At 43.0% G+C, this 24,528-nt stretch carries 15 protein-coding genes; 9 read left to right on the top strand and 6 right to left on the bottom strand.

Annotated elements, in window-relative coordinates:
• Nucleotides 1-126 precede the first annotated feature (126 nt).
• The 3 genes from BWI44_RS06375 to BWI44_RS06365 are packed head-to-tail and all read left to right on the top strand — an operon-like array spanning nucleotide 127 to nucleotide 2,284.
• Nucleotides 127-1,557, top strand: coding sequence for a carbon starvation CstA family protein (locus BWI44_RS06375; RefSeq protein ID WP_195208263.1), 1,431 nt, complete (start codon nucleotides 127-129; stop codon nucleotides 1,555-1,557).
• Nucleotides 1,557-1,796 carry a hypothetical protein gene (locus tag BWI44_RS06370; RefSeq protein ID WP_007664445.1) on the top strand — a complete coding sequence of 80 codons (240 nt, stop codon included), beginning with the start codon at nucleotides 1,557-1,559 and terminating at the stop codon, nucleotides 1,794-1,796. The genes BWI44_RS06375 and BWI44_RS06370 overlap by 1 nt, the downstream gene beginning before the upstream one ends.
• Before the next feature lie 2 nt (nucleotides 1,797-1,798).
• Nucleotides 1,799-2,284 (top strand): outer membrane beta-barrel protein, encoded by a 486-nt coding sequence (locus BWI44_RS06365; protein WP_195208262.1) that lies wholly within the window; start codon nucleotides 1,799-1,801, stop codon nucleotides 2,282-2,284.
• Between the two features lie 146 nt (nucleotides 2,285-2,430).
• Here the strand turns inward: BWI44_RS06365 and uvrA are convergent, their stop codons facing one another.
• Nucleotides 2,431-5,208 (bottom strand): excinuclease ABC subunit UvrA, encoded by a 2,778-nt coding sequence (gene uvrA / locus BWI44_RS06360; protein WP_044533323.1) that lies wholly within the window; start codon nucleotides 5,206-5,208, stop codon nucleotides 2,431-2,433.
• A 162-nt stretch (nucleotides 5,209-5,370) separates the two neighbouring features.
• Between uvrA and BWI44_RS06355 the strand changes: the two genes are divergently transcribed.
• Together BWI44_RS06355 and BWI44_RS06350 are read left to right on the top strand one after the other, a co-directional pair.
• Complete coding sequence (locus BWI44_RS06355) at nucleotides 5,371-7,305, top strand: sensor histidine kinase (RefSeq protein ID WP_138291329.1); 1,935 nt, start codon at nucleotides 5,371-5,373, stop codon at nucleotides 7,303-7,305.
• Between the two features lie 33 nt (nucleotides 7,306-7,338).
• Entirely contained in the window at nucleotides 7,339-8,847 is a 1,509-nt protein-coding gene (locus BWI44_RS06350; RefSeq protein ID WP_195208261.1) for a glycoside hydrolase family 10-like protein, read from the top strand.
• Nucleotides 8,848-8,859: 12 nt separating this feature from the next.
• On the opposite strand, the gene BWI44_RS06345 is transcribed toward BWI44_RS06350, so the two are convergent.
• From BWI44_RS06345 to BWI44_RS06325, 5 genes are all read right to left on the bottom strand, one after another.
• On the bottom strand, nucleotides 8,860-9,411 hold the full coding sequence (locus BWI44_RS06345; RefSeq protein WP_195208260.1) for a chromate transporter: 552 nt from the start codon (nucleotides 9,409-9,411) through the stop codon (nucleotides 8,860-8,862).
• Nucleotides 9,412-9,459: 48 nt separating this feature from the next.
• Nucleotides 9,460-10,008 carry a chromate transporter gene (locus BWI44_RS06340; RefSeq protein WP_021968245.1) on the bottom strand — a complete coding sequence of 183 codons (549 nt, stop codon included), beginning with the start codon at nucleotides 10,006-10,008 and terminating at the stop codon, nucleotides 9,460-9,462.
• A gap of 4 nt (nucleotides 10,009-10,012) precedes the next feature.
• Entirely contained in the window at nucleotides 10,013-14,032 is a 4,020-nt protein-coding gene (locus BWI44_RS06335; protein WP_195208259.1) for a hybrid sensor histidine kinase/response regulator transcription factor, read from the bottom strand.
• A gap of 186 nt (nucleotides 14,033-14,218) precedes the next feature.
• Nucleotides 14,219-17,923, bottom strand: coding sequence for a phosphoribosylformylglycinamidine synthase (gene purL / locus BWI44_RS06330; protein WP_195208258.1), 3,705 nt, complete (start codon nucleotides 17,921-17,923; stop codon nucleotides 14,219-14,221).
• A gap of 189 nt (nucleotides 17,924-18,112) precedes the next feature.
• Nucleotides 18,113-20,200, bottom strand: coding sequence for an LruC domain-containing protein (locus BWI44_RS06325; protein WP_230372520.1), 2,088 nt, complete (start codon nucleotides 20,198-20,200; stop codon nucleotides 18,113-18,115).
• 546 nt (nucleotides 20,201-20,746) lie between these two features.
• Between BWI44_RS06325 and BWI44_RS06320 the strand changes: the two genes are divergently transcribed.
• The 4 genes from BWI44_RS06320 (at nucleotide 20,747) to BWI44_RS06305 (ending at nucleotide 24,484) form a co-directional block, all read left to right on the top strand.
• Complete coding sequence (locus BWI44_RS06320) at nucleotides 20,747-21,400, top strand: LysE family translocator (protein ID WP_007664434.1); 654 nt, start codon at nucleotides 20,747-20,749, stop codon at nucleotides 21,398-21,400.
• A gap of 16 nt (nucleotides 21,401-21,416) precedes the next feature.
• On the top strand, nucleotides 21,417-21,959 hold the full coding sequence (locus BWI44_RS06315) for a DUF4924 family protein (protein ID WP_007664433.1): 543 nt from the start codon (nucleotides 21,417-21,419) through the stop codon (nucleotides 21,957-21,959).
• 70 nt (nucleotides 21,960-22,029) lie between these two features.
• Nucleotides 22,030-22,887 (top strand): dTDP-4-dehydrorhamnose reductase, encoded by an 858-nt coding sequence (gene rfbD, locus BWI44_RS06310; RefSeq protein WP_021968249.1) that lies wholly within the window; start codon nucleotides 22,030-22,032, stop codon nucleotides 22,885-22,887.
• A 22-nt stretch (nucleotides 22,888-22,909) separates the two neighbouring features.
• Nucleotides 22,910-24,484: a peptide chain release factor 3 gene (locus BWI44_RS06305; protein ID WP_007664431.1), complete on the top strand. Its 1,575-nt coding sequence runs from the start codon at nucleotides 22,910-22,912 to the stop codon at nucleotides 24,482-24,484.
• Nucleotides 24,485-24,528: the final 44 nt, after the last annotated feature.

Here is a 24,528-nt window from a genome sequence, read left to right as displayed (position 1 = left end):
CTCTTTTACTTCTTTATTTCTGTCATTTTTCGCGGCGAAGATAAGTAAAACACTCGAGAAAGTTGTGCAGTTTCCCAAGAAACTGTTACATTTGCGTGCATTAAAAGTAATGAATAACAACGCACCATGATTACATTTACACTTTGCTTACTGGCATTGATAGTGGGCTATTTTCTTTACGGGCGTTTCATTGAACGCATTTTTGGCCCTGACGATCGTAAAACACCTGCCCTGACCAAGACCGACGGGGTGGACTATATTCCTCTGCCCACCTGGAAAATATTCATGATACAGTTTCTTAATATTGCCGGTTTAGGACCCATCTTCGGCGCTATTATGGGGGCTAAATTCGGGGTGTCGTCCTATTTGTGGATTGTGTTTGGCAGCATCTTTGCCGGTGCTGTACACGATTATCTGGCGGGTATGCTCTCTCTGCGTAATGGCGGTGAAAGTTTGCCGGAAATCATCGGTCGATATCTGGGTACGACTACCAAGCAAGTGATGCGTGGTTTTACCGTACTTCTGATGATATTGGTGGGAGCTGTGTTTGTAGCCGGTCCTGCCGGGTTGTTGGCAAAGCTTACGCCGGAGTCGCTGGATGTAACGTTCTGGATAGTGGTTGTATTTATCTATTATATTTTTGCAACTCTGTTGCCGGTTGATAAGATAATCGGTAAGATTTATCCGCTGTTTGCTGTTGCACTGCTCTTTATGGCTGTGGGTATATTGGTGATGCTCTACGTGAAACACCCCATTTTACCGGAGTTCTGGGACGGATTACAGAATACGAATCCGAATGCTGCCGAATTACCTATTTTCCCGATTATGTTTGTAAGTATAGCTTGTGGCGCTATCAGTGGCTTCCATGCAACACAAAGCCCGTTGATGGCCCGTTGTATGACGAGTGAACGTCATGGCCGGCCTGTGTTCTATGGTGCTATGATTACCGAAGGCATCGTTGCTTTGATATGGGCTGCTGCTGCCACTTACTTCTTCCATGAAAATGGAATGGGCGAAAATAATGCGGCTGTAGTAGTGGATGCCATTACTAAAGACTGGCTTGGCGTGGTGGGAGGTTTCCTTGCCATATTGGGGGTGATTGCTGCACCTATCACCAGTGGTGACACTGCTTTCCGTTCTGCCCGTCTCATTGTGGCTGACTTTCTTGGAATGGAACAAAAGACCATGCGACGCCGTTTATATATATGCATTCCGATGTTCCTCGTTGCTATTGGTTTGTTGCTTTACAGTCTGCGTGACAAAGAAGGTTTTGATATGATTTGGCGTTACTTCGCATGGACCAACCAGACGCTTTCTGTTTTCACTCTTTGGGCGATTACCGTTTATCTGGTGCGTGAGAAGAAGGGGCATTACTTTTATGTAACTTATTTCCCGGCTATATTCATGACGGCTGTTTGCACGACCTATATCTGCATAGCCCCCGAAGGTTTTGGATTAGGACCTCAGATGGCGCTTACTATTGCTATTCTTTCTGTGGTGGTAGCCGCATTCTGGTTCAATATCTGGTATTTCAAAACGACTAAAAAACTTTGGTAATGAAGAAATTCAAAAAATCTACAAGTATTACAATTGCTCTGCTTATTTATGTGAGTGCTACGGCAGCCTATTTCCTGCCACGTAACACTGTCATCAGTGATACGGAGAAATACGTCACGGTTGCAGCGTCCTATGTCATTGTGTTTATCCTTTGGCTGGTTCTGCGCAAAAAGGAAGAATTGCAGCGGAAACGTAAAGAAGAAGATGAAAAGTATAATAACACCAAAAACTATAAGTAACAATGAAAAAATTAGTATTATTCGTTTGTCTGCTTGTGGCCACAGTGGCTGCCCAGGCACAGTTTGAAAAAGGAAAGTGGATTGTAAATCCGTCAATTTCCGGGTTAGGTTTGTCGCATAATACGGATACGGATAAGACCTCTTTTGGCATCGAAGCCAAGGGTGGTGCATTCTTGTTGGATAATGTGGCGTTGTTGGTACATGCAGGGGCTGCCTGGAACAATGGTGGTTCGGATACGGATGTCTATACTCTCGGTGTAGGTGGTCGTTATTATTTCAGTAATATTGGTATATATCTGGGTGCTGATGTCAATGTGGACCGTTGGGATTGGGGTACAAGTGATGATACCAAGTTTTCTTTTGGAGCGGAGGCTGGCTATGCTTTCTTTTTGACAAGGACGGTGACGCTTGAGCCGGCTGTGTACTGGAACGTAAATAGTGACCGTTCTGTATTTAGCCTGAAGGTAGGTTTCGGCTTCTATTTCTAAGAGTTTTCTTCCGCTTGACGGATTTTATAAACCGTCCCATGAGATCATATTAATAGTCTTGTGGGACGATTTTTTTTATCTCATGGGACGGATATTTTCATCTTACGAGACAAAATAAATCGTCTCATGAGATGATTTTCTTTCTATTATTTCATGTGTAATTTCTCTTGTAGGAATTGACCCGTATAGCTTTCTGCACATCGCGCTACTTCCTCCGGTGTACCTGCCGCCACCAGATTTCCACCTTTATTACCGCCTTCCGGTCCGAGGTCTATCACGTAGTCGGCACATTTGATAACATCCATGTTGTGTTCAATGATTACAATGGAGTGTCCACGTAATATCAATGCATCGAATGCTTCCAGCAGTTTACGGATGTCATGGAAGTGCAATCCCGTGGTCGGTTCATCAAAGATAAACAGGGTGGGGTCTGCTTTCTCCTGACTGAGGTAGTAAGCCAGTTTCACACGCTGGTTTTCACCACCTGAAAGGGTGGAGGAAGATTGTCCCAGTTTGATATACCCCAATCCCACATCTTGCAATGGAGCAAGTTTCTTCACAATCTTCTTTTGTCCGTGTTTGGTGAAAAACTCCACGGCCTGATTTACGGTCATTTCCAGTACATCATATATATTGGCATCATGGAACTTTACTTCCAGTGTATCTGCTTTGAAGCGTTTACCGTGGCAGGTTTCACATTCCAGAACCAAATCGGCCATAAATTGCATTTCTACTGTGATGGTTCCGTCACCTTTACACTCTTCGCAACGTCCGCCTTCACTGTTGAATGAGAAGTAACCTGCGGTGTATCCCATTTGCTTGGCAAGCGGTTGTTCTGCCCATAATTTACGAATTTCATCGTAAGCTTTGATATATGTCACGGGATTCGAACGACTGGATTTACCAATGGGGTTCTGGTCTACAAATTCTACGTTCCGTAGATTTTGCAGGTCACCACCGATAGAAGCGAATTCACCCGGGCGTTCACTGCATTCGTCCAGTTCGCGCTTCAGGGCACGGAAGAAAATGTCACGTACCAGAGTACTCTTACCGGAACCGCTGACTCCAGTTACTACGGTCATCACGTTTAGCGGGAAACGTACGTTTACTCCTTTCAGGTTATTCTCGCGGGCTCCGGTCAGTTCTATGTAATTATTCCATGGACGACGGTGTTCCGGAACGGGAATTTCTTCTTCTCCCAGCAGATAACGTACTGTGTAACTATCACTATTCGGTTGCAAATCTTTCATATCTCCCTGGTAGACAACCTGTCCGCCCAGACGTCCGGCTTTTGGTCCGATATCTATAATGTAATCTGCTGCACGGATAATTTCCTCGTCATGCTCCACGATGACAACCGTATTACCCAATTGTTGTAATTGACGTAATACATGGATCAGCTTATCTGTATCGCGGCTATGCAACCCGATACTTGGTTCATCAAGAATGTAGAGTGAGCCAACCAGGCTACTGCCTAATGAAGTGGCGAGATTGATGCGTTGACTTTCACCACCGGAAAGCGAATTGCTGAGGCGGTTTAATGTCAGATATCCCAATCCTACATCGAGAAGGAAGCGGATGCGACTGTTGATTTCCGTTAGGATACGGGTGGCAACATCCGTATCATGCTTATCCAGTTGAAGGTTATCGAAGAAAGTTTTCAGTTCCGTAATCGGCAAGTCCACAAGTTCGGAGATATTTCGACCGCCTACCCGTACATAGCTGGCTTCGGGCTTCAGACGGGTACCGTGGCACTTTGGACAAAGCGTTTTTCCACGATAGCGTGCCAACATCACACGGTATTGTATTTTGTACTGATTTTCCTGTACCATCTTGAAGAAAGCATTGATTCCTTGGAAGTAAGGGGTGCCTTCCCATAACATGCGGCGCTGTTCGTTTGTAAGTTCAAAGTAGGGGGTGAAAATCGGGAAACCGGCTTTTTCGGCACCGCGTATCACCATGTCTTTCCATTCGCCCATCACTTCGCCTCGCCAACATACCACGGCACCGTCGTATACGGATAATGAGCGGTTGGGTATTACCAAGTGTTCATCAATGCCGATTACTTTGCCGAAGCCCTCACACTCAGGACATGCACCAATAGGGGAATTGAAAGAAAACATCTGGTCGCTGGGCTCCTCAAAAGTAATGCCGTCTGCCTCGAATTTAGTGCTGAAGCGGTATAGGCTGGTTGTTCCGTCAGGTTGATAGAATCGCAGCAGGCAAGCACCGTCACCTTCGTACATGGCTGTCTCGGCAGAATCTGTTAACCGGCTGATTGCATCTTTCTCTTTAGATGCTACCATACGGTCTATCAATAAGAAAACAGTATCTTCTTTTTTAGGTTCGTATTCGTCGATACGAACCATTTCTCCGTTTACTTCCAGACGGTTGAAACCTTGTTTCATATCGATATCTAATTGTTGCTTCATCGTTCGGTCTTCTCGAAGTAATATCGGAGCCAGTACGGTGTATCTTGTTCCCTCCGGATATCCCAACATACAGTTTACGATATCTTCTGTGGAATGTTTTTTTACTTCCTCTCCGCTGATGGGACTGAATGTCCGTCCGATGCGTGCATACAGTAAACGCAGGTATTCGTAAATTTCGGTAGAGGTACCGACGGTAGATCGTGGGTTGCGACTACTCACCTTCTGTTCTATGGCAATAGCTGGCGGAATTCCTTTAATAAAGTCACATTCCGGCTTGCTCATACGTCCCAGGAACTGGCGGGCATAACTGCTCAGGCTTTCTACATAACGACGTTGTCCTTCTGCATATAGCGTGTCGAATGCCAGGGATGATTTACCGGAACCGGATAGTCCGGTGATAACGACAAGTTTGTTTCTGGGTATTTCTACGTCTATATTTTTCAGGTTGTTGACGCGTGCGCCTTTGATAAGTATGGAGTTGTTTTTTATCATAATCAGAGTCACTATAGTGAATATCAGTTTGCAAAGATAATCACTGCGGTTCAAATATGTATAATGATTGGCAGGTTAAGATTTGTTATACTTTTAAATAGTTGCTGATATACCAGCAGGAAAAGAGCTATTTTTATGCGCATTTTTAAACGAATCATCCCTATGCGATACCCTCGGATATGCTTGTGTGCCATTTTGGTATGCTTGTTCTCTTGTGTCGAGACAATTACAGGACAAGAGACTGTTGATCTGAAATCACTTGCCGATAGTGTGCGGAAAGCTAGTGGCAAGCCGAATTTTCTACCTTTGGGCATGCACTTTCTGGAACTGGCAAAAGCACGGAAAGATACGGCAAATATCAGTGATGCTTATGCCATCATTACAAATCATTATTATGAGTTGGGTGATACGGATAGCCTGCGTCTGATGACTTATGAATATATGGATTGGGCGGACCGTTGTCATCGCAATACGGATCGCTACCAGGCATGGAGGCAATATATTCAGCGGATGACTGAAAAGGGCATGCAGGAAGAGGCGATGAAAGAGACAGAATTGCTATGTAAAGATGCTGAACAGAGGAAAGATAAATATGGCATGGCATCTGGGGAGATGTGTATAGGCTATAACCACCGTGTGTTTGGGCAGAATATAAAGCTCTGTATTGAATATTATGATAATGCCTTAAAACATTTTGAGGAAGGAAAATACTACCGTGACGCTTACGTCGTTTCTCTTAATATCATTCAAACTCATCTGGCACGTCAGTCGTATAATGAGGCTTTGCCTTATTTGGATCGTTTGGAACAGTTGGAAAAAACAATAGAAGAGAAAAAAATATCTATAGGAGAAGCGCTATACATGCGTTTTTATCAGTTTCGTGTTATCGCTGTCTTAGGGGTGAAAGGAGCGAAGGCAGCGGAACCTTACGTTCGTGAGACGAATGCTTATTATTTCAAACATAAAGGAGATATTTCACAAGAAGGATGGTTTGGTTACAAAATAATGTGCAACCAGATCCTGGGAGATATAAGTAATGCTGTGGTTTATATGGATTCTTTAATTGATTACCAATGTTCGATCGGTAATTATTACCCTGGAAATTATAGGCAGAAAGCCATTATGCTGGAACAAGTAGGTCACTATAAGGAGGCATGCCGTGCTTTTGCAGAATACTCTCAATTGAATGATTCTGTACGTACGGCAGAAATGGATGAACAACTGAACAAATACACTGCCCAGTTTGAAGTGGACCGCCTGAAGATGGAAAAATTGGAATTGAGTGAAAGAATGAGTCGTGAACGGCTTATTACGGTATCTATTGCCGGTTGCCTGATATTTATATTACTTCTGCTGGTTACTTACCTCTATGTTCGCACTTTATCTATGAACCGGAAATTGGATGTTGCCCGTAAGGAATTGCAGAAGATGAGCCGTATCAAGAGTTCATTCATCCAGCATGTTACGCATGAGTTGCGTACACCGCTTAATTCTGTAGTAGGCTTTTCTGCTTTGCTTGCTGAGGAAGGACTGGATGTGGAAGATGCTCGTGAATACTCTGGTCAGGTGGAGAAGAATAGTGCTTATTTGCTGGGATTGATTGATAATATTATTGACATAGCTGACATGGACTCTCAGACGGCAGATATGCCTAAAGAAGTTGTGGATGTCAACGCTTGCTGTCTTGAATGTATAGATGAATTTGGAGGCAAACAAAATGACGGTGTGGAATTGCAGTGGATTCCGTCTCCTGATGATCCTGTAATCCTGACTGTGCGTGCCTGGATGAAGCGTGTCCTGGCTTTGTTGTTGGACAATGCCGAGAAGTTTACCGAGCAAGGAGTCATTCGTCTACTGTGTGAGGAAGATAAAGCGAATAGTATCATTCGTTTTGTTATAGAGGATACGGGTATAGGTATTGACCCGCAATATCAGGATACTATTTTCGAACGTTTCTTTAAAATAGATACTTTTAGGCCTGGTACAGGATTGGGACTTTCCATAGCCCGCCAGGTAATGGACATTGTTGATGGCAAAATCTATCTGGATACATCTTACACAGGCGGTACCCGTATGGTAGTAGAATGGCCTGCATAATTAATAAACAACCCTTAATCAGATTTATAAAGAATGAAAGTAAAAACTCTTTTGTGCGTATGCGCCCTGCTCTTTTCTTTAGCAGTGGCGGCACAATCTCCGCAACCCGAAAGATATCCCAAACGTGAATTTCGCGCAGCCTGGATTCAGGCTGTCAACGGACAGTTTCGTGGAATTCCTACCGAGAAGTTGAAACAAACCTTGCTTGACCAGTTGAATTCTTTGCAAGGGGCAGGTATCAATGCAATCATTTTTCAGGTACGTCCTGAGGCTGATGCTCTTTATGCTTCCAAGCTGGAACCGTGGAGTCGTTTTCTGACAGGTGTACAGGGAAAAGCTCCTAATCCTTACTGGGATCCTATGGAGTTTATGATTGAAGAATGCCATAAGCGAGGCATGGAATTTCATGCGTGGATCAACCCCTATCGCGTGAAGACCTCGCTAAAGAATGAATTGGCTCCGAATCATGTTTATAATATCCATCCCGAGTGGTTTGTGACCTATGGTGACCAATTGTATTTTGATCCGGCATTACCGGAAAGCCGTCGTCATATCTGTATGGTGGTAATGGATATTGTTTCCCGCTATGATGTGGATGCTATCCATATGGATGATTATTTCTATCCTTATCCTAAACCGGGAGTGGACTTTCCGGATGATGCCAGCTTTGCCCGTTACGGTGGTGGCTTTTCTAATAAAGCAGACTGGCGGCGCAGCAATGTCAATGTGTTGATAAAGAAAATACATGAGACGGTACGCGAGGTGAAACCCTGGGTTAAATTTGGTGTATCTCCTTTCGGTATCTATCGTAATGAGAAGAGTGATCCGCTGGGTAGCAAGACCAATGGATTACAGAACTATGATGACCTTTATGCCGATGTGCTTCTTTGGGCTCGTGAAGGCTGGGTGGACTATAACATTCCGCAAATATATTGGCATATTGGCCATCCGGCAGCTGATTATGAAACATTGGTGAAATGGTGGGCAAAGCATACGGAGAACCGTCCTTTGTTTATCGGGCAATCAGTGATGAATACAGTACAGAATGCTGATCCGCAAAACCCCTCTATGAACCAACTTCCCCGCAAGATGGCATTGCAGCGTGCTTATCAGACAATTGGCGGAAGCTGTCAGTGGCCTGCCAGCGCAGTGGTGGAAAATGCGGGGAAATATCGCGATGCTTTGATTGCTGAATATCATAAATATCCTGCTTTACCGCCGGTATTCGATTTCATGGATAATGAAGCACCTGACAAAGTGCGTAAGGTAAAACCAGTGTGGACAGCAGATGGGTATCTTTTGTTCTGGACAGCCCCGAAGTACAAAGATGAAATGAACCGTGCTGTTCAATATGTGATTTACCGCTTCGGTGCAAAAGAGAAAGTGGATATCAGTGATCCTTCCCATATCGTAGCTATTACGCGCGATAATTTTTATAAATTGCCGTATGAGAATGGGAAAACAAAATATCGTTATGTGGTGACGGCACTCGACCGACTGCATAATGAATCGAAAACAGTTGCAAAAAAGGTGAAGCTATAAGCTTCACCTTTTTTATTGATATAATATAAGCCCTGCTATTCCGCAAGCTACAATCATTAGTATAGGATTGATTTTATATTTCCTGGTTCCTACAAAGGCTACTAGGAAAATGAGGCAGCTAATAATAAACGAGTACATATCTTCTTTAGGTGAACTGAAGTTTTCTGTGTTCATCAAGACCAATGCTGCTGATGCCAGCAATCCGACCACTGCTGGACGCAATCCACTGAATACGGCTTCTACAACCGGATGTTTCTGATATTTCAGGAAGAATTTACTGATGGCTAACATCAATATGAATGAGGGAAGCACCACTGCAAGAGTGGCAATGATAGAGCCCCATACACTTCCGGTAGCTGTGAAACCTACATACGTTGCCGAATTGATTCCGATAGGTCCGGGCGTCATTTGACTGATAGCCACAATATCCGTAAATTCTTGTGATGTCAACCAGCCATAGCGGGTGACCACTTCACCCTGTATCATAGAAAGCATGGCATATCCGCCACCAAAGCCAAACAAACCGATTTTGAAGAATGTATAGAATAACTGTAAATAAAGCATGGGAGAATTATGATTTATAATTTATGATTTATGATACGCAGCCAACTTTCAACTTTCAACTTTCGGACGACGCAATCGTCCGTACAAGTATCCTCCCACACCGGCAATGATAATTACCCAAATAGGGGAGAAGTTCAGTAACCAGATGACCAATGCTGACACGACGGGTATCCAGATATTGTATCGGTTTACCTTGGCTGATTTTGCCATACTGAATGTAGGAGCGGCGATCAATGCAACCACTGCCGGACGAATACCTTTAAAGATACGTTCAACAATGACATTGTCTTTGAAGTTATGGAAGAATAACGCAATGGCAAGAATTATGAAGAATGACGGTAATATAGTACCTAAAGTGGTAACTATACTTCCGCGAATTCCCCTTAGCTTATATCCGATGAAAATAGAAATGTTGACTGCAAGAATGCCGGGGGTTGATTGGGAAATAGCAAGTAAGTCAATGAAATCGTCTTTGGCAATCCATTTCCGTTTATCTACAATCTCTTCTTCTATCAATGGCACCATAGCATAGCCGCCTCCTATAGTAAAGAGTCCTATCTTAGAAAAGAGGCCGAATGCCTCGAAGTAAATATTCATGTTATTATATCATCTTACCATTATTATCTTCTTCTTTCTGTTTCGCATATTGGCTTGGGCTGACGTTAAAATGCTTTTTAAATACTTCACGGAAGTACTTTGCATCACTAAATCCCGTCATTTCGGCAACCTCAGTTATACTGTGTTGTTGCTCTTTCAGTAACTGGGCGGCACGTTTCAGGCGTATCAGTCGGATATAATCTGCCGGGGCTTGGTCAGTCAGAGCTTTTATTTTGTTATAAAAGCTGGTGCGACTCATATTCAGTAAGTTACAGAGTACGTCAACTGTAAAGGAACTATTATCCATATTGTCTTCCACACTCTTCTTGACAGTAGAAATAAATTTCCAGTCAATATCGGTGGAACAGTTGATGCAAGCTGTGTCACTCTCTTCATCGTTCAGTTCCAGATTGGCATATTTATGGCGTAATAAGGAACGGTTAGTAAGGATATTAGCTATCGTAGCACGAAGAATTCCAATATTAAATGGTTTCACGATGTATTCGTCTGCTCCTGTCTTCAATCCTTCAATGATATTTCTATCATTATTCAGTGCTGTAAGTAATATGATAGGGATATGTGATGTTTCAATATCATTCTTCAACTTGTGACACAATTCATCTCCACGCATTTCGGGCATCATGATATCCGAAATGATCATATTAGGCATGTATTCTTTAACGATGTCAAGTGCCTGCTTACCGTCACTGCATACTTGTATGGTATAATCATCCGACAGTGTATTGCGCAAATACTCTCTCAGTTCGTCATTATCCTCTACGATTAAGATTTTAGGGAGATCGTCGTTCTGTTGTTGTCTCTGTCTGGCAGTATCGTAAACCGTACTTAAAGAAATATTCTTAGGTACACCTGATTCTGCATAAACCACTTTCTCACTTCCCGGTTTCGGACTGTGAACGGCTTTGCGATAATATTTTTCTTTTTTCGGGAATATAACCTTAATGCAGGAACCTTTACCCTCCGTACTGCTGAAGTTAATTTTACCTTTATGCAGACGGACGAGCTTCCATACTAATAGCAGGCCGATACCACTGCCTGTAACCTTTGAGTTTATGGCATTACTACCCCGAAAATGCATTCTGAAGAGCTTTTTTTGTTCGGAAGCCGGAATGCCGATACCCGTATCCTTTACTTCAACGCTCCAGTTATCTTCAGTTTCAGCTGTAAAAATATGTACGCTACCACCTTCCGGTGTATATTTCAAAGCATTGGAAATCAAATTCTTCAGAATAGAGTCCATTTTATCTTTGTCGAGCCAGACATTCATATAGCGGAAGTTGCTTTCGTATGTCAGGCTGACACGTTTGACATCTGCATAAGCCCGGAAAGCATTGATCATTTCTTCCATATATGTACTCAGTTCGTATTCTGATACATACAAAGCACTGGAATAAGTATCTGCACGTTCAAAGTTGATTAGGTTAGTCGTAAGACGCAGCAGGGCATTCACATTTCGTATGGCAGTATTCATATTACTACGTCCGCCTGGTGTCAGATCTTCCTTTTCGCTGAGTTCTTCCAAAGGAGCTTTGATCAATGTTAACGGAGTACGGATATCGTGCGCTGTATTGATAAAGAAGCGTATCTTTTCATCCGAAGTTTTTCGTTGTTTACGTAAGATGATGACACGTAAAGTTATAGTAACAATTGCTGCAATAACAAGAGCATAAAGTAATAAAGCCCAGATGCTGAGCCATATTGGTTGTTCTATCATAATATCCATGTCACGTTCTTCAAGAACGATTCGCCTGTCTTCACTGGAAATGGCACGTACCCGTAGTGTATACTTTCCGGGATTTAGGTTAGTGAATCGGATCAAACAGTCTTTTTCAGGACGGCTCCATCCGTCATAAAAGCCTTCCAATTTCCAGGAATACAAAATCAGAGACGGGTAATCATAGTTAATGGAAGATATTCGCAAAGAGAATATATTCTGATTATATTTTAGTTTCAATACTTTGGTTTCATCTATGTCAACCTCCAGCGGTGAGCCTTCGTCACCAGGGTAAACGGTCTGATAGAATACACGTAAATCGCTGAATATCATTTGAAATTTGTAATTTCGTGGAATCATCATGTCTTTATGAAATTCTATAGCTCCGTCCGTACTTCCGAGAATGAAGTTTCCATTCTTCCGCAATACACCTGATGCAGAATTGAAATGGTCACTTTTCAATCCTTGCTCCTTAGTCCAGTTATGGAATACTTTTTCACTTGGATAGTAACTTGTCAGACTGTTTTCGGTACTCAACAGAATACTTTGGTCTTCATCTGAAAGAATCGTATATATATTGTTGGAAATCAAAGGGCAATTATCTTTATGAAAGTGCTCGAACGATTTGTTCTCATAATCATAAATGAGTAATCCGGAATTACTGGTTCCTATATATAATAAATTGTTGTCTGACTGGTAAAGTGCATTGATATAGAAAGATTCTATCGGCATTGAGATGTATTGGAATTCACCAGTCTCTTTGTCCAGCAAATACAGACCTGTGGCGGTACCTATCCACATATGTTTCTCGTCCTTTTCTATAATGTCCGTGATGCCGTTTAGCCCCGGATATGTACGTATGTTCTTATGTGGAAAATCAATTTGTTTTAGATTGTAATAGCCACCGGACCAGATGTTGCCGGCAGAATCTTTCATAATAGAACGTATATATTTGTCTGGGCGGATATCACTGTCACTAAATGTAGAAGGAGTGAAGAATTCCGCTTTCATTTGTTTTTTGTTGATTTGATAAATGCCTGAACTGTATCCGCCCGCCCAAATGATCCCCGGTGATACCTCACATAAAGAAATAAAAACATGATTCTTAGTAACATTTCCATTATCGAATACGCTGAGGAACGAATACCATTGCTTGGTTTGAGTGGAGTACAGGCTGATACCGTTGTTGGTAGCGAACCATAAGTCACCCTCGTGATCTTCAATGATCGCATTTACCTGATCATTAACAAGTGATTGCCTATTGCCAATGGAATGTTTAATCCATTGATAACTGGCGTATTGATTATTGCGTACCGTGATGCCGATAGGATAATTAGCCATCCAGATACGGTCACCATCAACATAGAGATCATAGATACTGTTGCCATTCATGGCGTTATAACTGTTATAGTCCGCTACAATGTAAGGATCGCACTTGTAGCTATCCACATTCATTTTATATACGCCTGCACCATCAGTGGCTATCAATATTTCCTTATCGTTGAAAGCTTTTATACGGGTAATACTGACATCTTCCAAACCGGCATTGAGCTTGATAGCTTGATGGATGTTCATGTCGTACAAATAAAGACCTTTTTGGAAGGTGCCGATAAAGAGTTTACGACTTTCTTTATGAAAATATAGTTCGTTGACTTGCATTTTCAGGTTATCCAGCCAATGACAAGGAGAAAGATTGAGAACGTTGTCTTTTAATTCGGCATGATGTATACCGACATCCGTACCGATGAAGTAATGTTCAGAATCAATCTGTTCGATATCCGTGATACTTTCACCAATATGATTTTTGATAACGCTGGTTTTGCCGGTGTCGACATCATAGAGGTATAGCGCTTCTTCATTGCAGAGCCATACAATGTTATTACTGTCGATAAAGCCGTAACTTACAGGAGTCGGATTTCCTTTTACCACTTCATCCGGTAATTTGTATACTAACTGGAAGCGGTCATGTTTGGCATCATAGCGGAATACTCTTCCTTTCTTACCTATTTCCCAAAGTGTTCCATCCGTGCCAACATAGAGCCAACTCAGATTTAACATAGAATTGACCTCTATTTCACTGTCTATAAGCCGGTATTGCTTGAAGTTTTTTCCGTCATAGCGGTCGATGCCATTATGCGTAAGAAACCACATATAACCTTTTGGCCCTTTCTGGATGGCGTATACCCTACGGTTACTTAAGCCATCTTCTACGCCGAGATATTTATATGTTTGGGCGATGCATAGGGCAGAAAAATATGTGAATACAAAGAAAAGGACGAGTTTTCTCATAACAGTTACGGTCGTTTGTTGTTGGAAGCTTTTGTGAAATTAACGCAAAAATATGCATTTTGTTTGATAAAAGCAAAACGAATGTAGAAGAATAGTGTCCGATACCTCGTATTGTTTAGACGAAAACAGGCGCAAGTTGTATATTATAACCTGCGCCTGTACATCACTTATAAATTGTAGTCAGAACTACTTTGTCTTTTCTTCTACCCATTTACGTGCATTGACGAAGGCTTCCATCCATGGAGTAATCTGATCACTGTGCAGGCGGTCGGCAGGATAACAACCGTTCTGCCATGGGAATATGGAACGCTCCAAGTGAGGCATGATAGCCAAATGACGTCCGTCGGAACTTGCTATTGCAGCAATGGAGTAGTCCGAACCATTCGGATTGGCAGGATATTCATCATAACTATATTTAGCCACTACGTTGTATTTATCTTCATCGTAAGGCAAAGAGAATTTACCTTCTCCATGGGCTACCCAGATACCGAGTTTGCTTCCGCTTAGCGAACCGAACATTACACTGCGGTTTGTAGGAATAGTAAGTCCCAGGAATCTGGATTCGAATTTATGAGATTCGTTGTGAAGCATCTTGCCATTCTTCTTGTGTTCCGGGTTAATGAGGTTCAGTTCCATCATCAACTGACAGCCATTACAAACACCCAGTGAAAGTGTATCTTCACGAGCGTAATATTTGTCGAGAGCTTCTTTAGCTTTCGGGTTGAAGAGGAAAGCACCTGCCCAACCTTTGGCAGAACCCAGTACGTCGGAGTTGGAGAAACCACCGCAGTAAACAATCATGTTCACATCTTCCAGTGTCTCGCGTCCGCTGATAAGGTCGGTCATTGTAACGTCTTTCACATCGAATCCTGCCAGATACAGTGAGTAGGCCATTTCGCGTTCGCCATTCGTACCCTTCTCGCGGATAATTGCTGCACGGATACCTGTCGGGGTACGACGGTCCGGATCAATACCGTATTGAGAGAGTTTACCTTTGAAATCAGGCATGAAAGCGAATTCCATAGGCTGCATCTTATAGTTTTCGAAGCGTTTTTTAGCGCAGCCGTTCATAGATTGTTTGCGGTCGAGTAGGTAAGAAGTAGAATACCATACATCACGCATATAATCGATACCGAACTGGTAAGTAGCATCATCTTTGGATACGAGGATGTGGCGTTCGTCAGTCGGCTTACCGATTTTCACATAACCCACACCGGCATCTTCCAATATCTGTTTAACCTCTTCTTTGTGCTTGTCGCTTACCTGGATCACGATACCCGGATTCTCGGAAAACAAAATTTTCACAAGATCGTGTTCTTTCATTTTGTCGAGGTTGATCTCCATACCACCTTCTACATTAGCAAAACACATTTCAAGCAGAGTTGTAATCAAACCTCCGGCAGAAATATCATGTCCGGCAAGAATCAATCCTTTGTTTACCAACTCCTGAACAGCAAGGAAAGCATCGCGGAAATATTCGGCATCTTGTACGGTAGGTACTTCGTCACCTACTTTACCCAATGACTGTGCAAAAGCCGAACCACCCAGTTTCAATGTATCGAAACTGAAATCAATATGATAAATGGTTGTCTTTTCGTTGTTTACCAGTACAGGAGAAACAACTTTCTTCACGTCGGATACTTCACCGCCTGCCGAAACAATAACGGTTCCCGGAGCAATCACCTTGCTACCGTCGGGATATTTCTGAGTCATGGAGAGAGAGTCTTTTCCGGTAGGCACGTTGATTTGCAGTGCACAGCAGAAATCACTTAATGCCTTTACAGCGGTGTAGAGGCGTGCATCTTCACCCTCTTGTGAGCGGCAAGGCCACATCCAGTTGGCAGAGAGGGAAATGCTGTCCATTCCTTCAGCCATAGGAGCCCATACAAGGTTGGTCAACGCTTCGCTTACAGAAAGTACCGAACCGGCTGCCGGATCTGCCAATGTAGCTTGTGGCGCATGTCCCAATGAGGTAGCGATACCTTTTTCGCCACGATAGTCGAGGGCAACCACACCGCAGTCACTCAGCGGTAACTGCAATTCGCCTTGGCATTGCTGGCGGGCAATCTTACCTGTTACGGAACGGTCTACTTTGTTAGTCAACCAGTCTTTGCAGGCAACGGCTTCCAATTGCAATACATTCGTCAGGTATTCGTGCAACTTGGATTGTTCGTATTTTGGCATTTCGTAGTGACGCTCTACGGTTTTGTCTATCATGTAAGTCTTGGGAGATGAACCGAACATCTGTTCCACGGCAAGGTCGAACGGACGTACACCGTCAGCCTGTTGGAAGGCAAAACGATGATCGCCGGTAGTTTCACCTACCACATACATCGGAGCACGTTCGCGTTCAGCTACTTTACGTACATGCTCGATGGCTTCTTCTTCAATCAGCAATCCCATGCGCTCCTGGCTTTCGTTGGCGATGATTTCTTTAGCTGACAAAGTTTGGTCGCCTACGGGTAACTTGCTCATATCGATCAAACCACCACATTCTTCCACCAATTCGGAGAGACAGTTCACGTGTCCTGCCGAACCGTGATCGTGGATGGACACCACCGGGTTAGTTTCTTCTTCGCAGAGGGCACGTACTACGTTGTAGGCACGTTTCTGCATTTCGGCGTTGGCACGTTGTACGGCGTTCAGTTCAATACCACTGCTGTAACGTCCGGTATCTACTGAAGATACGGAGCCGCCTCCCAAACCGATACGATAATTGTCACCACCGATCACGACGACTTTGTTTCCGGCTTCGGGAGCACCCTTCAAGCAGTCACGTTTTGTACCGTAACCTACACCACCGGCGAGCATGATTACTTTATCGTAACCATAAACTTCGTCGTTCTCTTTATGTTCAAAAGTAAGTACCGAACCGCAAATCAATGGTTGGCCAAACTTATTACCGAAGTCGCTGGCACCATTGGATGCCTTGATCAGAATCTGTTCCGGAGTCTGGTACAGCCATTGGCGTACCGGCAATATTTCTTCCCAAGGACGTCCTTCGTCCGTGCGGGGATAAGAAGTCATATAGACAGCAGTTCCGGCAATCGGCCAGGAACCTTTACCACCGCCCATACGGTCACGGATCTCACCACCTGTACCAGTAGAAGCACCGTTGAACGGTTCCACAGTGGTAGGGAAGTTATGTGTTTCAGCTTTCAGTGAGATAACACTCTGTATATCTCTCACCTGGAAGAAATCAGGCTTGGAGTGATCTGCCGGAGCAAACTGCTCAACTACCGGACCTTCTGCAAAAGCTACGTTGTCTTTGTAGGCTGAAATAATCTTATTCGGATTTTCCTGAGTGGTCTTTTTAATCATCTGGAAGAGGGAAGACTCTTGTTCCACACCGTCGATGATGAACGTTCCACCGAAGATTTTGTGACGGCAGTGCTCGGAGTTGATTTGAGCGAAACCAAACACTTCGGAGTCTGTCAACTTACGTCCGAGGTCTTGCTCTACTTTCTTAAGGTAGTCCATCTCTTCTTTTGAGAGTGCCAGACCTTCTTTCTCATTGTAAGCTTCCAGGTCTTCAATATGGACGATCGGTTCCGGCTTACGGTTTGTGGTGAATACATCCTGATCCAAACCTTTGTACATGCGTTGCAGCATCGGGTCACGGTCGGCGTTTTCGTCCTTTACGGGGAAATACTCTTCAATACGGGTAATGCCATTCAATCCCATGTTCTGGGTGATTTCTACGGCATTCGTACTCCAAGGAGTAATCATTTCGCGGCGCGGACCAACGAAATGTCCTTTCAGGTTGTCTTCACTTTCGGGGGTGGCTTCTCCAAAAAGCCAGCAGAGTTTGTCGCTTTCTGCCTGGGTGAGTGCGTGGTCACATTCTACGGCTATCACGCTCTTGGATGGGGTCTTGAAAAAAAGAATCATACTGAATATTTATGATTTATAATTTATGATTTATGCTTGAGGTACTCCGAAAAAGGCAAGGAAGCACTTACGGGAGATACCGGCTTTTTTTCTTTGGCGCAAAGATACATAAAATCGTTGGGGGAGAGAAAGAAATGGAAATAAAAAACGCATGCAGATTTGCTTGCATGCGTTTTTATCGGGAATCCTTTATTGTTTTACTTTGTCAGGGAAAGGATGGTTGTACCAATCGTAATCCGGATTGGCAATCCATAGCTCGAAATTCTCAAAAGATTGGCGGAGATTGTTGCCCTCTAGTGGGAAGCTGAATTCACCGGGGATTATCATGACCCAGCAGAAATTACCCTTTGCCCTGAATGGGGTATTGGGGGATGCAACCACTCCGCCAATGGCGGATGTGTCGAACAAGTCGGTTGCTTTTCCATTGATCTGGTGGATTTCCATACGTTTGCCTTGTGTTGCATTGCAAGTGATGAAGAAGTTCAATTTGTTTAAAGCCAATTTGGATTCTTCCACACTGTTCTCTTTGAAATGAATGGTTACGGTGAATTCTTTAGGATTGAATTCAGCGTCCTTATAGGTACCTACGATGGGAGTGCCGTTATAACCTGCAAAAGCATGCGCATGGTCGAACAGAGGTATAACTGCTAAAGTTTGTCCTTGTTCAGTGCCGTTGGCATTGGTTTTGAACATATTTTCTGTGAAGTTATTACTTGTATCATATTGAATACTGCTAATATCACCGGCAGTGAGTTCGTCCAACTGTACTCCTGCGGAAATGCGTTTGCTTGCTCCGATGGCGGCAAGTTTACACTTCAGTGTGGCTTGGGTTACGTAGTTAGCTGTAGCTTTTAGTGTAACTTTGGTAACCAGTACAATATCATTCATGTCGTAATCGCCAAAGTTGGGCCACAGATCTTCAAAGGCGTAGGTATACTGCCCTAAAGTATATTCTTTATCATTACCGGGTTCTTCCGGGGTACCCCCTTCCTCCGGTTTGTAGGCGGGAGCACAATCGGAGCCTGTTGTTTTCACCCCTGCGTTGGCAGCAGCTTTCGTATTCCCCCATTGGGCACCGTCTTCCAAATAAATGTTTTTCGGCTTTTCCCCATTGTTGTGGTCGCATACGATGAATACTTTATTTTTAATTTGTGGGGTTTTACCGTTGTGTTCGTTTATTACTGTTGCATCCGTTAGTTTGACTACCGCCCATTTGCCATCATCATCTCCCTCTATTTCACAGTCGTTTTTTAACTCTAAAGTTTCCTCAATTTCTAAAAGAGAGTTCTTTTCCATTTCTAAAGTGGCTTTTTGCATCCACATTGTTTTGGAGAAAACGTATCCCCTTTCTTTTATTTCAAGTAATGAGTCATCCTTTCCGTTACCATCCAATTCTATTTTTTCGGCGTGAAGGCATCCATAGTTATCTATTTCACCACCATTTTCAATGGCGAGTGTTCCGTTTACTGTCATTGTACCGTAATTCTCTATTTCAAATTCATTCTTAACAGTGAAGTCGCCAAAGCATTGAAGAATCCCCGCTGCTTCTCCTTTGGACTGTTCCTTGCTTAAGATGATAAATTTGGCATCTTTATGGTTCTGAAATGCGTTCTTTGCTGAAATGTTTAATGTTCCTGCAATATAAATTTTACCGCCTTCCATAATGTTGATGTTATCATTCAAGTTAACCATGTTCCCGATAGAAACTTTGTATTCTTCGCCCTTATTTATCTCTGTGATGTCAGTTGTTAACTCTTTTGCTTTATTCCAATCTTCCAGGTCATCATCACTACGTGTGGTTATGTTGGGAGAACGGGTGGACGAGACTGTGTTGCCGGACTCTCCCAGATGTAATGTTGCTTTCTTGTTGACTATAGGGACATTGCATTCCAATGTCATTTGGCTACCGTCTGTATAGTGTAATGTTTGGGTTACGGCCACTATCGTATCGCTGGCAGGTAGTGTGATTTCTTTGTTATATGGGTAGTTGAAACTGGCTGTGCCAATGGCTACAGGCAAACTCTCCTCGTCTGCTCCTTGTGGGTAGATGGAGATAGTATAAGTGTGGGGCGTATTATTGCCGATAGTTACGTGAACGGCAACTTGGGCAGTGGTTGACCATAGAAAATCTGAGGGAATAGTAAGATCGGTGACATTTCCATTGTCAGGTTCATTGTCTGGTTTGCTGTCAGGATTGTATACATCATTGTTTATACAACCGGCAAGTGCAAGTAGTGTAATGAATAAGAGATTCCTTAATTGATGAGCTGTTTTCATAAGCATGTCTTTTCTGTTTGTATTAATTAACGATACAAAGGTAATGTAAATCTTGATATAAAGCTATTGAAAGTTGTCTTTTTATTCTTTTAAGTTGGTTATTTAATAATATCTGTATTGAATTATCCTTTTGTTTGACTTCTAAAATAAAATTTATCTGAACTTTTCATATTGCTTTTATGTAAAATAATAGGATGCTAAGAGTCGCTTGTATTCTACTTTATGTACGCTCTTTTAACCGGTGCTCAAGTAACTATTCTATAATCAGCTTTTATGTTTAAATAAATCTCCGTAATAAATGCATGTTTTTTACAATGTCAAACTAAAATGTCTCTATTTTCATTCTCTGTAAAACGACTTGCAAATTCATTTTCTTATAAAAGACTTTTCACCTCTAAACATGCACAACGTGTCTGTCTAAGAATAGCCTGTTATTTGTCACTTTTTCGCTTTAGTAGTGTAAAGTATTAGGTGTTTTATGCTAATCAGTCGAAAAAACGTTAACACAATTGGTTCGTCTCACAAAAAAGTACGATATTTGCAGCCATGATTGAAATAAGGACCATATTCGATATATTATGGAAGGGCTTTATTATCGGGGTAGTTGTGTCTGCTCCGTTGGGGCCTGTCGGCGTGCTGTGCATTCAGCGTACGTTGAATAAGGGGCGTTGGTATGGTTTCATAACAGGACTGGGAGCCTCGTTGAGTGACATTGCTTACGCTCTGCTGACAGGGTACGGAATGAGTTTCGTATTCGATTACGTCAATAAAAATATCTTTTATTTGCAGTTGTTCGGAAGTATCATGTTGTTAGCTTTTGGTATTTATACGTTCCGTAGTAATCCTGTTTCGTCCATTCGCCCTGTTTCTACTAATAAAGGTTCTTATTTTCATAACTTCATAACGGCATTCGCCGTCACACTATCCAATCCACTTATTATTTTCCTGTTTATCGGACTCTTTGCACGCTTTGCCTTTGTCAGCGAAGGGGTGCTGGTGTTTGAGGCAGTCACCGGATACTTGGCTATTGCATTGGGAGCATTGGCGTGGTGGTTCGGTATTACTTTCTTTGTGAATAAAGTCCGTACACAGTTCAACCTGCGCGGCATCTGGATATTGAACCGTATCATCGGAGGCATTGTCATTGTTGTGTCTGTGTTTGGATTGGTGTTTACGCTGATGGGCGAATCACTTTACTGACAAGAAACATAAAATCATGAAGATAGCACAACAACTGAAAGCGAAGAATATCGCAGAATACCTTATATATATGTGGCAGGTGGAAGATTTGATACGTGCCAACGGTTGCGATATAGATAAAATCCGCGAAAATATTATTTCCCGTTATCCCGAAGAAGAGCGCCCTGCATTGGAGGAATGGTATGGAAATCTGATTGATATGATGCGTATCGAAGGTGTGAAGGAGAAAGGGCATCTGCAAATCAACCGTAATGTAGTGATAAACCTGACGGAGTTGCATGGCGAATTGCTATCATCACCCAAGTACCCTTATTATAGTGCGGCTTATTTCAAAGCACTGCCTTTTATTGTAGAGTTGCGTCAAAAGAGCGGGAAGAAGGATGAACCGGAATTGGAAACATGTTTCGAAGCTTTGTATGGTGTTCTGCTGTTGCGTTTGCAGAAGAAGGAAATAACACCGGGAACGGCGAAGGCAATAGAGGTTATCAGCAGTTTCATATCTTTGCTTGCCAACTATAATGAGAAGGACAAGAAGGGGGAGTTAAAGCTGGAAGAGTGATAAAGTGACAGGGTGATGAGGGATCGTAGTTTTAATCGTGAATTGTAATTAATAGAATCTAAATATAGAGATGAGAATATTAGTAACCGGAGCCAACGGACAACTTGGCAACGAGATGCAAGTTCTTGCAAAAGAGAATCCGCAACACACCTATTTTTTTACTGACGTACAGGAATTGGATATCTGTGACGAACACGCTGTACGGGCATGCATTGCCGGCAATCAGATTGATGTCGTAGTAAATTGTGCCGCTTTTACGGCGGTTGACAAGGCAGAGGATAACGAAGAACTATGCCGCAAACTGAATGAGGAGGCTCCGGGAATACTGGCACGTGCTGCACAGGCTTATGGTGCTGCAATGATACAAGTTTCTACGGACTATGTATTCGACGGTACGGCGCATATACCTTATAAAGAAGATTGCATGCCGTGTCCTAATTCAGTTTATGGCTTCACTAAACTGGGCGGAGAGAAGGAAGTCATGCAGAACTGCGAGAAGGCGATGGTGATTCGCACTGCCTGGTTATACTCTATTTATGGAAACAATTTTGTGAAAACGATGATTCGTCTGGGACGTGAACGTGAATCTTTGGGAGTTGTTTTCGACCAGATCGGTACACCGACGTATGCAAAAGACCTGGCTGTTGCCATCTATGCAGCCATCAATCAGGGAATTATACCTGGGATTTATCATTTCAGCGATGAGGGTGTATGTTCTTGGTATGACTTTACAGTTGCCATTCACCGCATTGCAGGCATTACGACTTGTAAGGTTAGTCCGTTGCATACGGATGAATATCCGGCAAAGGCTCCACGTCCGCATTATTCCGTATTGGATAAGACAAAGATAAAAAATACTTTCGGGATTCATATTCCACATTGGGAAGAAAGCCTGAAAGTATGTATTGATAAACTGAATGCCCAATAATAATATTATACCTAATTTATATATGGCAAATAATAACGAAATAGAAAGAAGACGGACCTTTGCGATTATCGCGCATCCGGATGCCGGTAAAACGTCATTGACTGAAAAACTGTTGCTTTTCGGTGGACAGATTCAGGTGGCGGGTGCTGTAAAGAGCAATAAGATAAAGAAAACGGCTACATCCGACTGGATGGATATAGAGAAACAGCGTGGTATTTCTGTAACTACCTCTGTGATGGAGTTCGATTACAAAGATTATAAGATTAATATCCTCGACACTCCCGGTCACCAGGACTTTGCCGAAGATACTTACCGCACGCTGACTGCTGTAGATAGCGTTATCATCGTTGTGGATGGTGCAAAAGGTGTGGAAACGCAGACCCGTAAATTGATGGAAGTGTGCCGTATGCGTAATACGCCGGTTATTATATTCATCAATAAAATGGACCGTGAGGCCAAAGATCCTTTCGATTTGCTGGATGAGCTGGAGGAAGAACTTGCTATTCATGTGCGTCCGTTGACATGGCCTATCGAAAGTGGTGTGCGTTTTAAGGGAGTTTATAACATCTATGAGCAGAATCTGAACCTTTTTCAGCCTTCCAAGCAGGTAGTGACGGAAAAGGTGGAGGTAGATATCAATACCGAAGAACTGGATAAGCAAATCGGTGCGCAACTGGCTGATAAATTACGTGGTGAGTTGGAGTTGATAGATGGAGTATATTCTGAATTTGATAAGGAAGAATACCTGAAAGGGGAAGTGGCGCCTGTATTCTTTGGTTCGGCTCTGAATAATTTCGGTGTACAGGAGCTGCTGGATTGCTTTGTGGAAATAGCCCCAAGCCCTCGTCCGGTGCAGGCGGAAGAACGTGAAGTGGAACCGGAAGAACCGAAATTTACCGGTTTTGTGTTTAAGATTACGGCAAATATTGACCCGAATCACCGTTCTTGCATTGCATTCTGCAAGATATGTTCCGGTAAATTCACACGTAATACTCCTTATCTGCATGTACGTCATGGGAAGACGATGCGTTTTTCTTCGCCCACGCAGTTCATGGCACAGCGCAAGACAACCGTTGACGAGGCTTGGGCAGGCGATATTATCGGTTTGCCGGATAACGGTACTTTTAAGATTGGTGATACGCTGACGGAAGGGGAGATGCTTCATTTCCGTGGTTTACCGAGTTTCTCACCGGAGATGTTCAAGTATATCGAGAATGCTGACCCGATGAAGCAGAAACAGCTTGCCAAGGGTATCGACCAGTTGATGGACGAGGGTGTGGCGCAGTTGTTTGTCAATCAGTTCAATGGGCGTAAGATTATCGGTACGGTAGGGCAGTTGCAGTTCGAGGTTATCCAGTATCGCTTGGAGAATGAATACAGTGCGAAGTGTCGTTGGGAACCGTTGAGCTTGTATAAGGCTTGCTGGATAGAGAGTGATAATCCGGAAGAGCTGGAAGCCTTTAAAAAGCGCAAGTATCAGTATATGGCAAAGGATCGTGAGGGTAGGGATGTATTCTTGGCTGATAGCGGTTATGTGTTGCAGATGGCGCAGATGGACTTTAAAAATATTAAGTTCCACTTTACAAGTGAGTTCTGATTTTTCTTGTTTTAAGATAGATAGGGGGCATAAAGTAACGAAAA

The organism is Bacteroides sp. Phil13, from assembly GCF_001940965.1.
Taxonomy (GTDB): domain Bacteria; phylum Bacteroidota; class Bacteroidia; order Bacteroidales; family Bacteroidaceae; genus Bacteroides; species Bacteroides intestinalis.
This window is presented reverse-complemented; position numbering and strand designations above follow the sequence as displayed.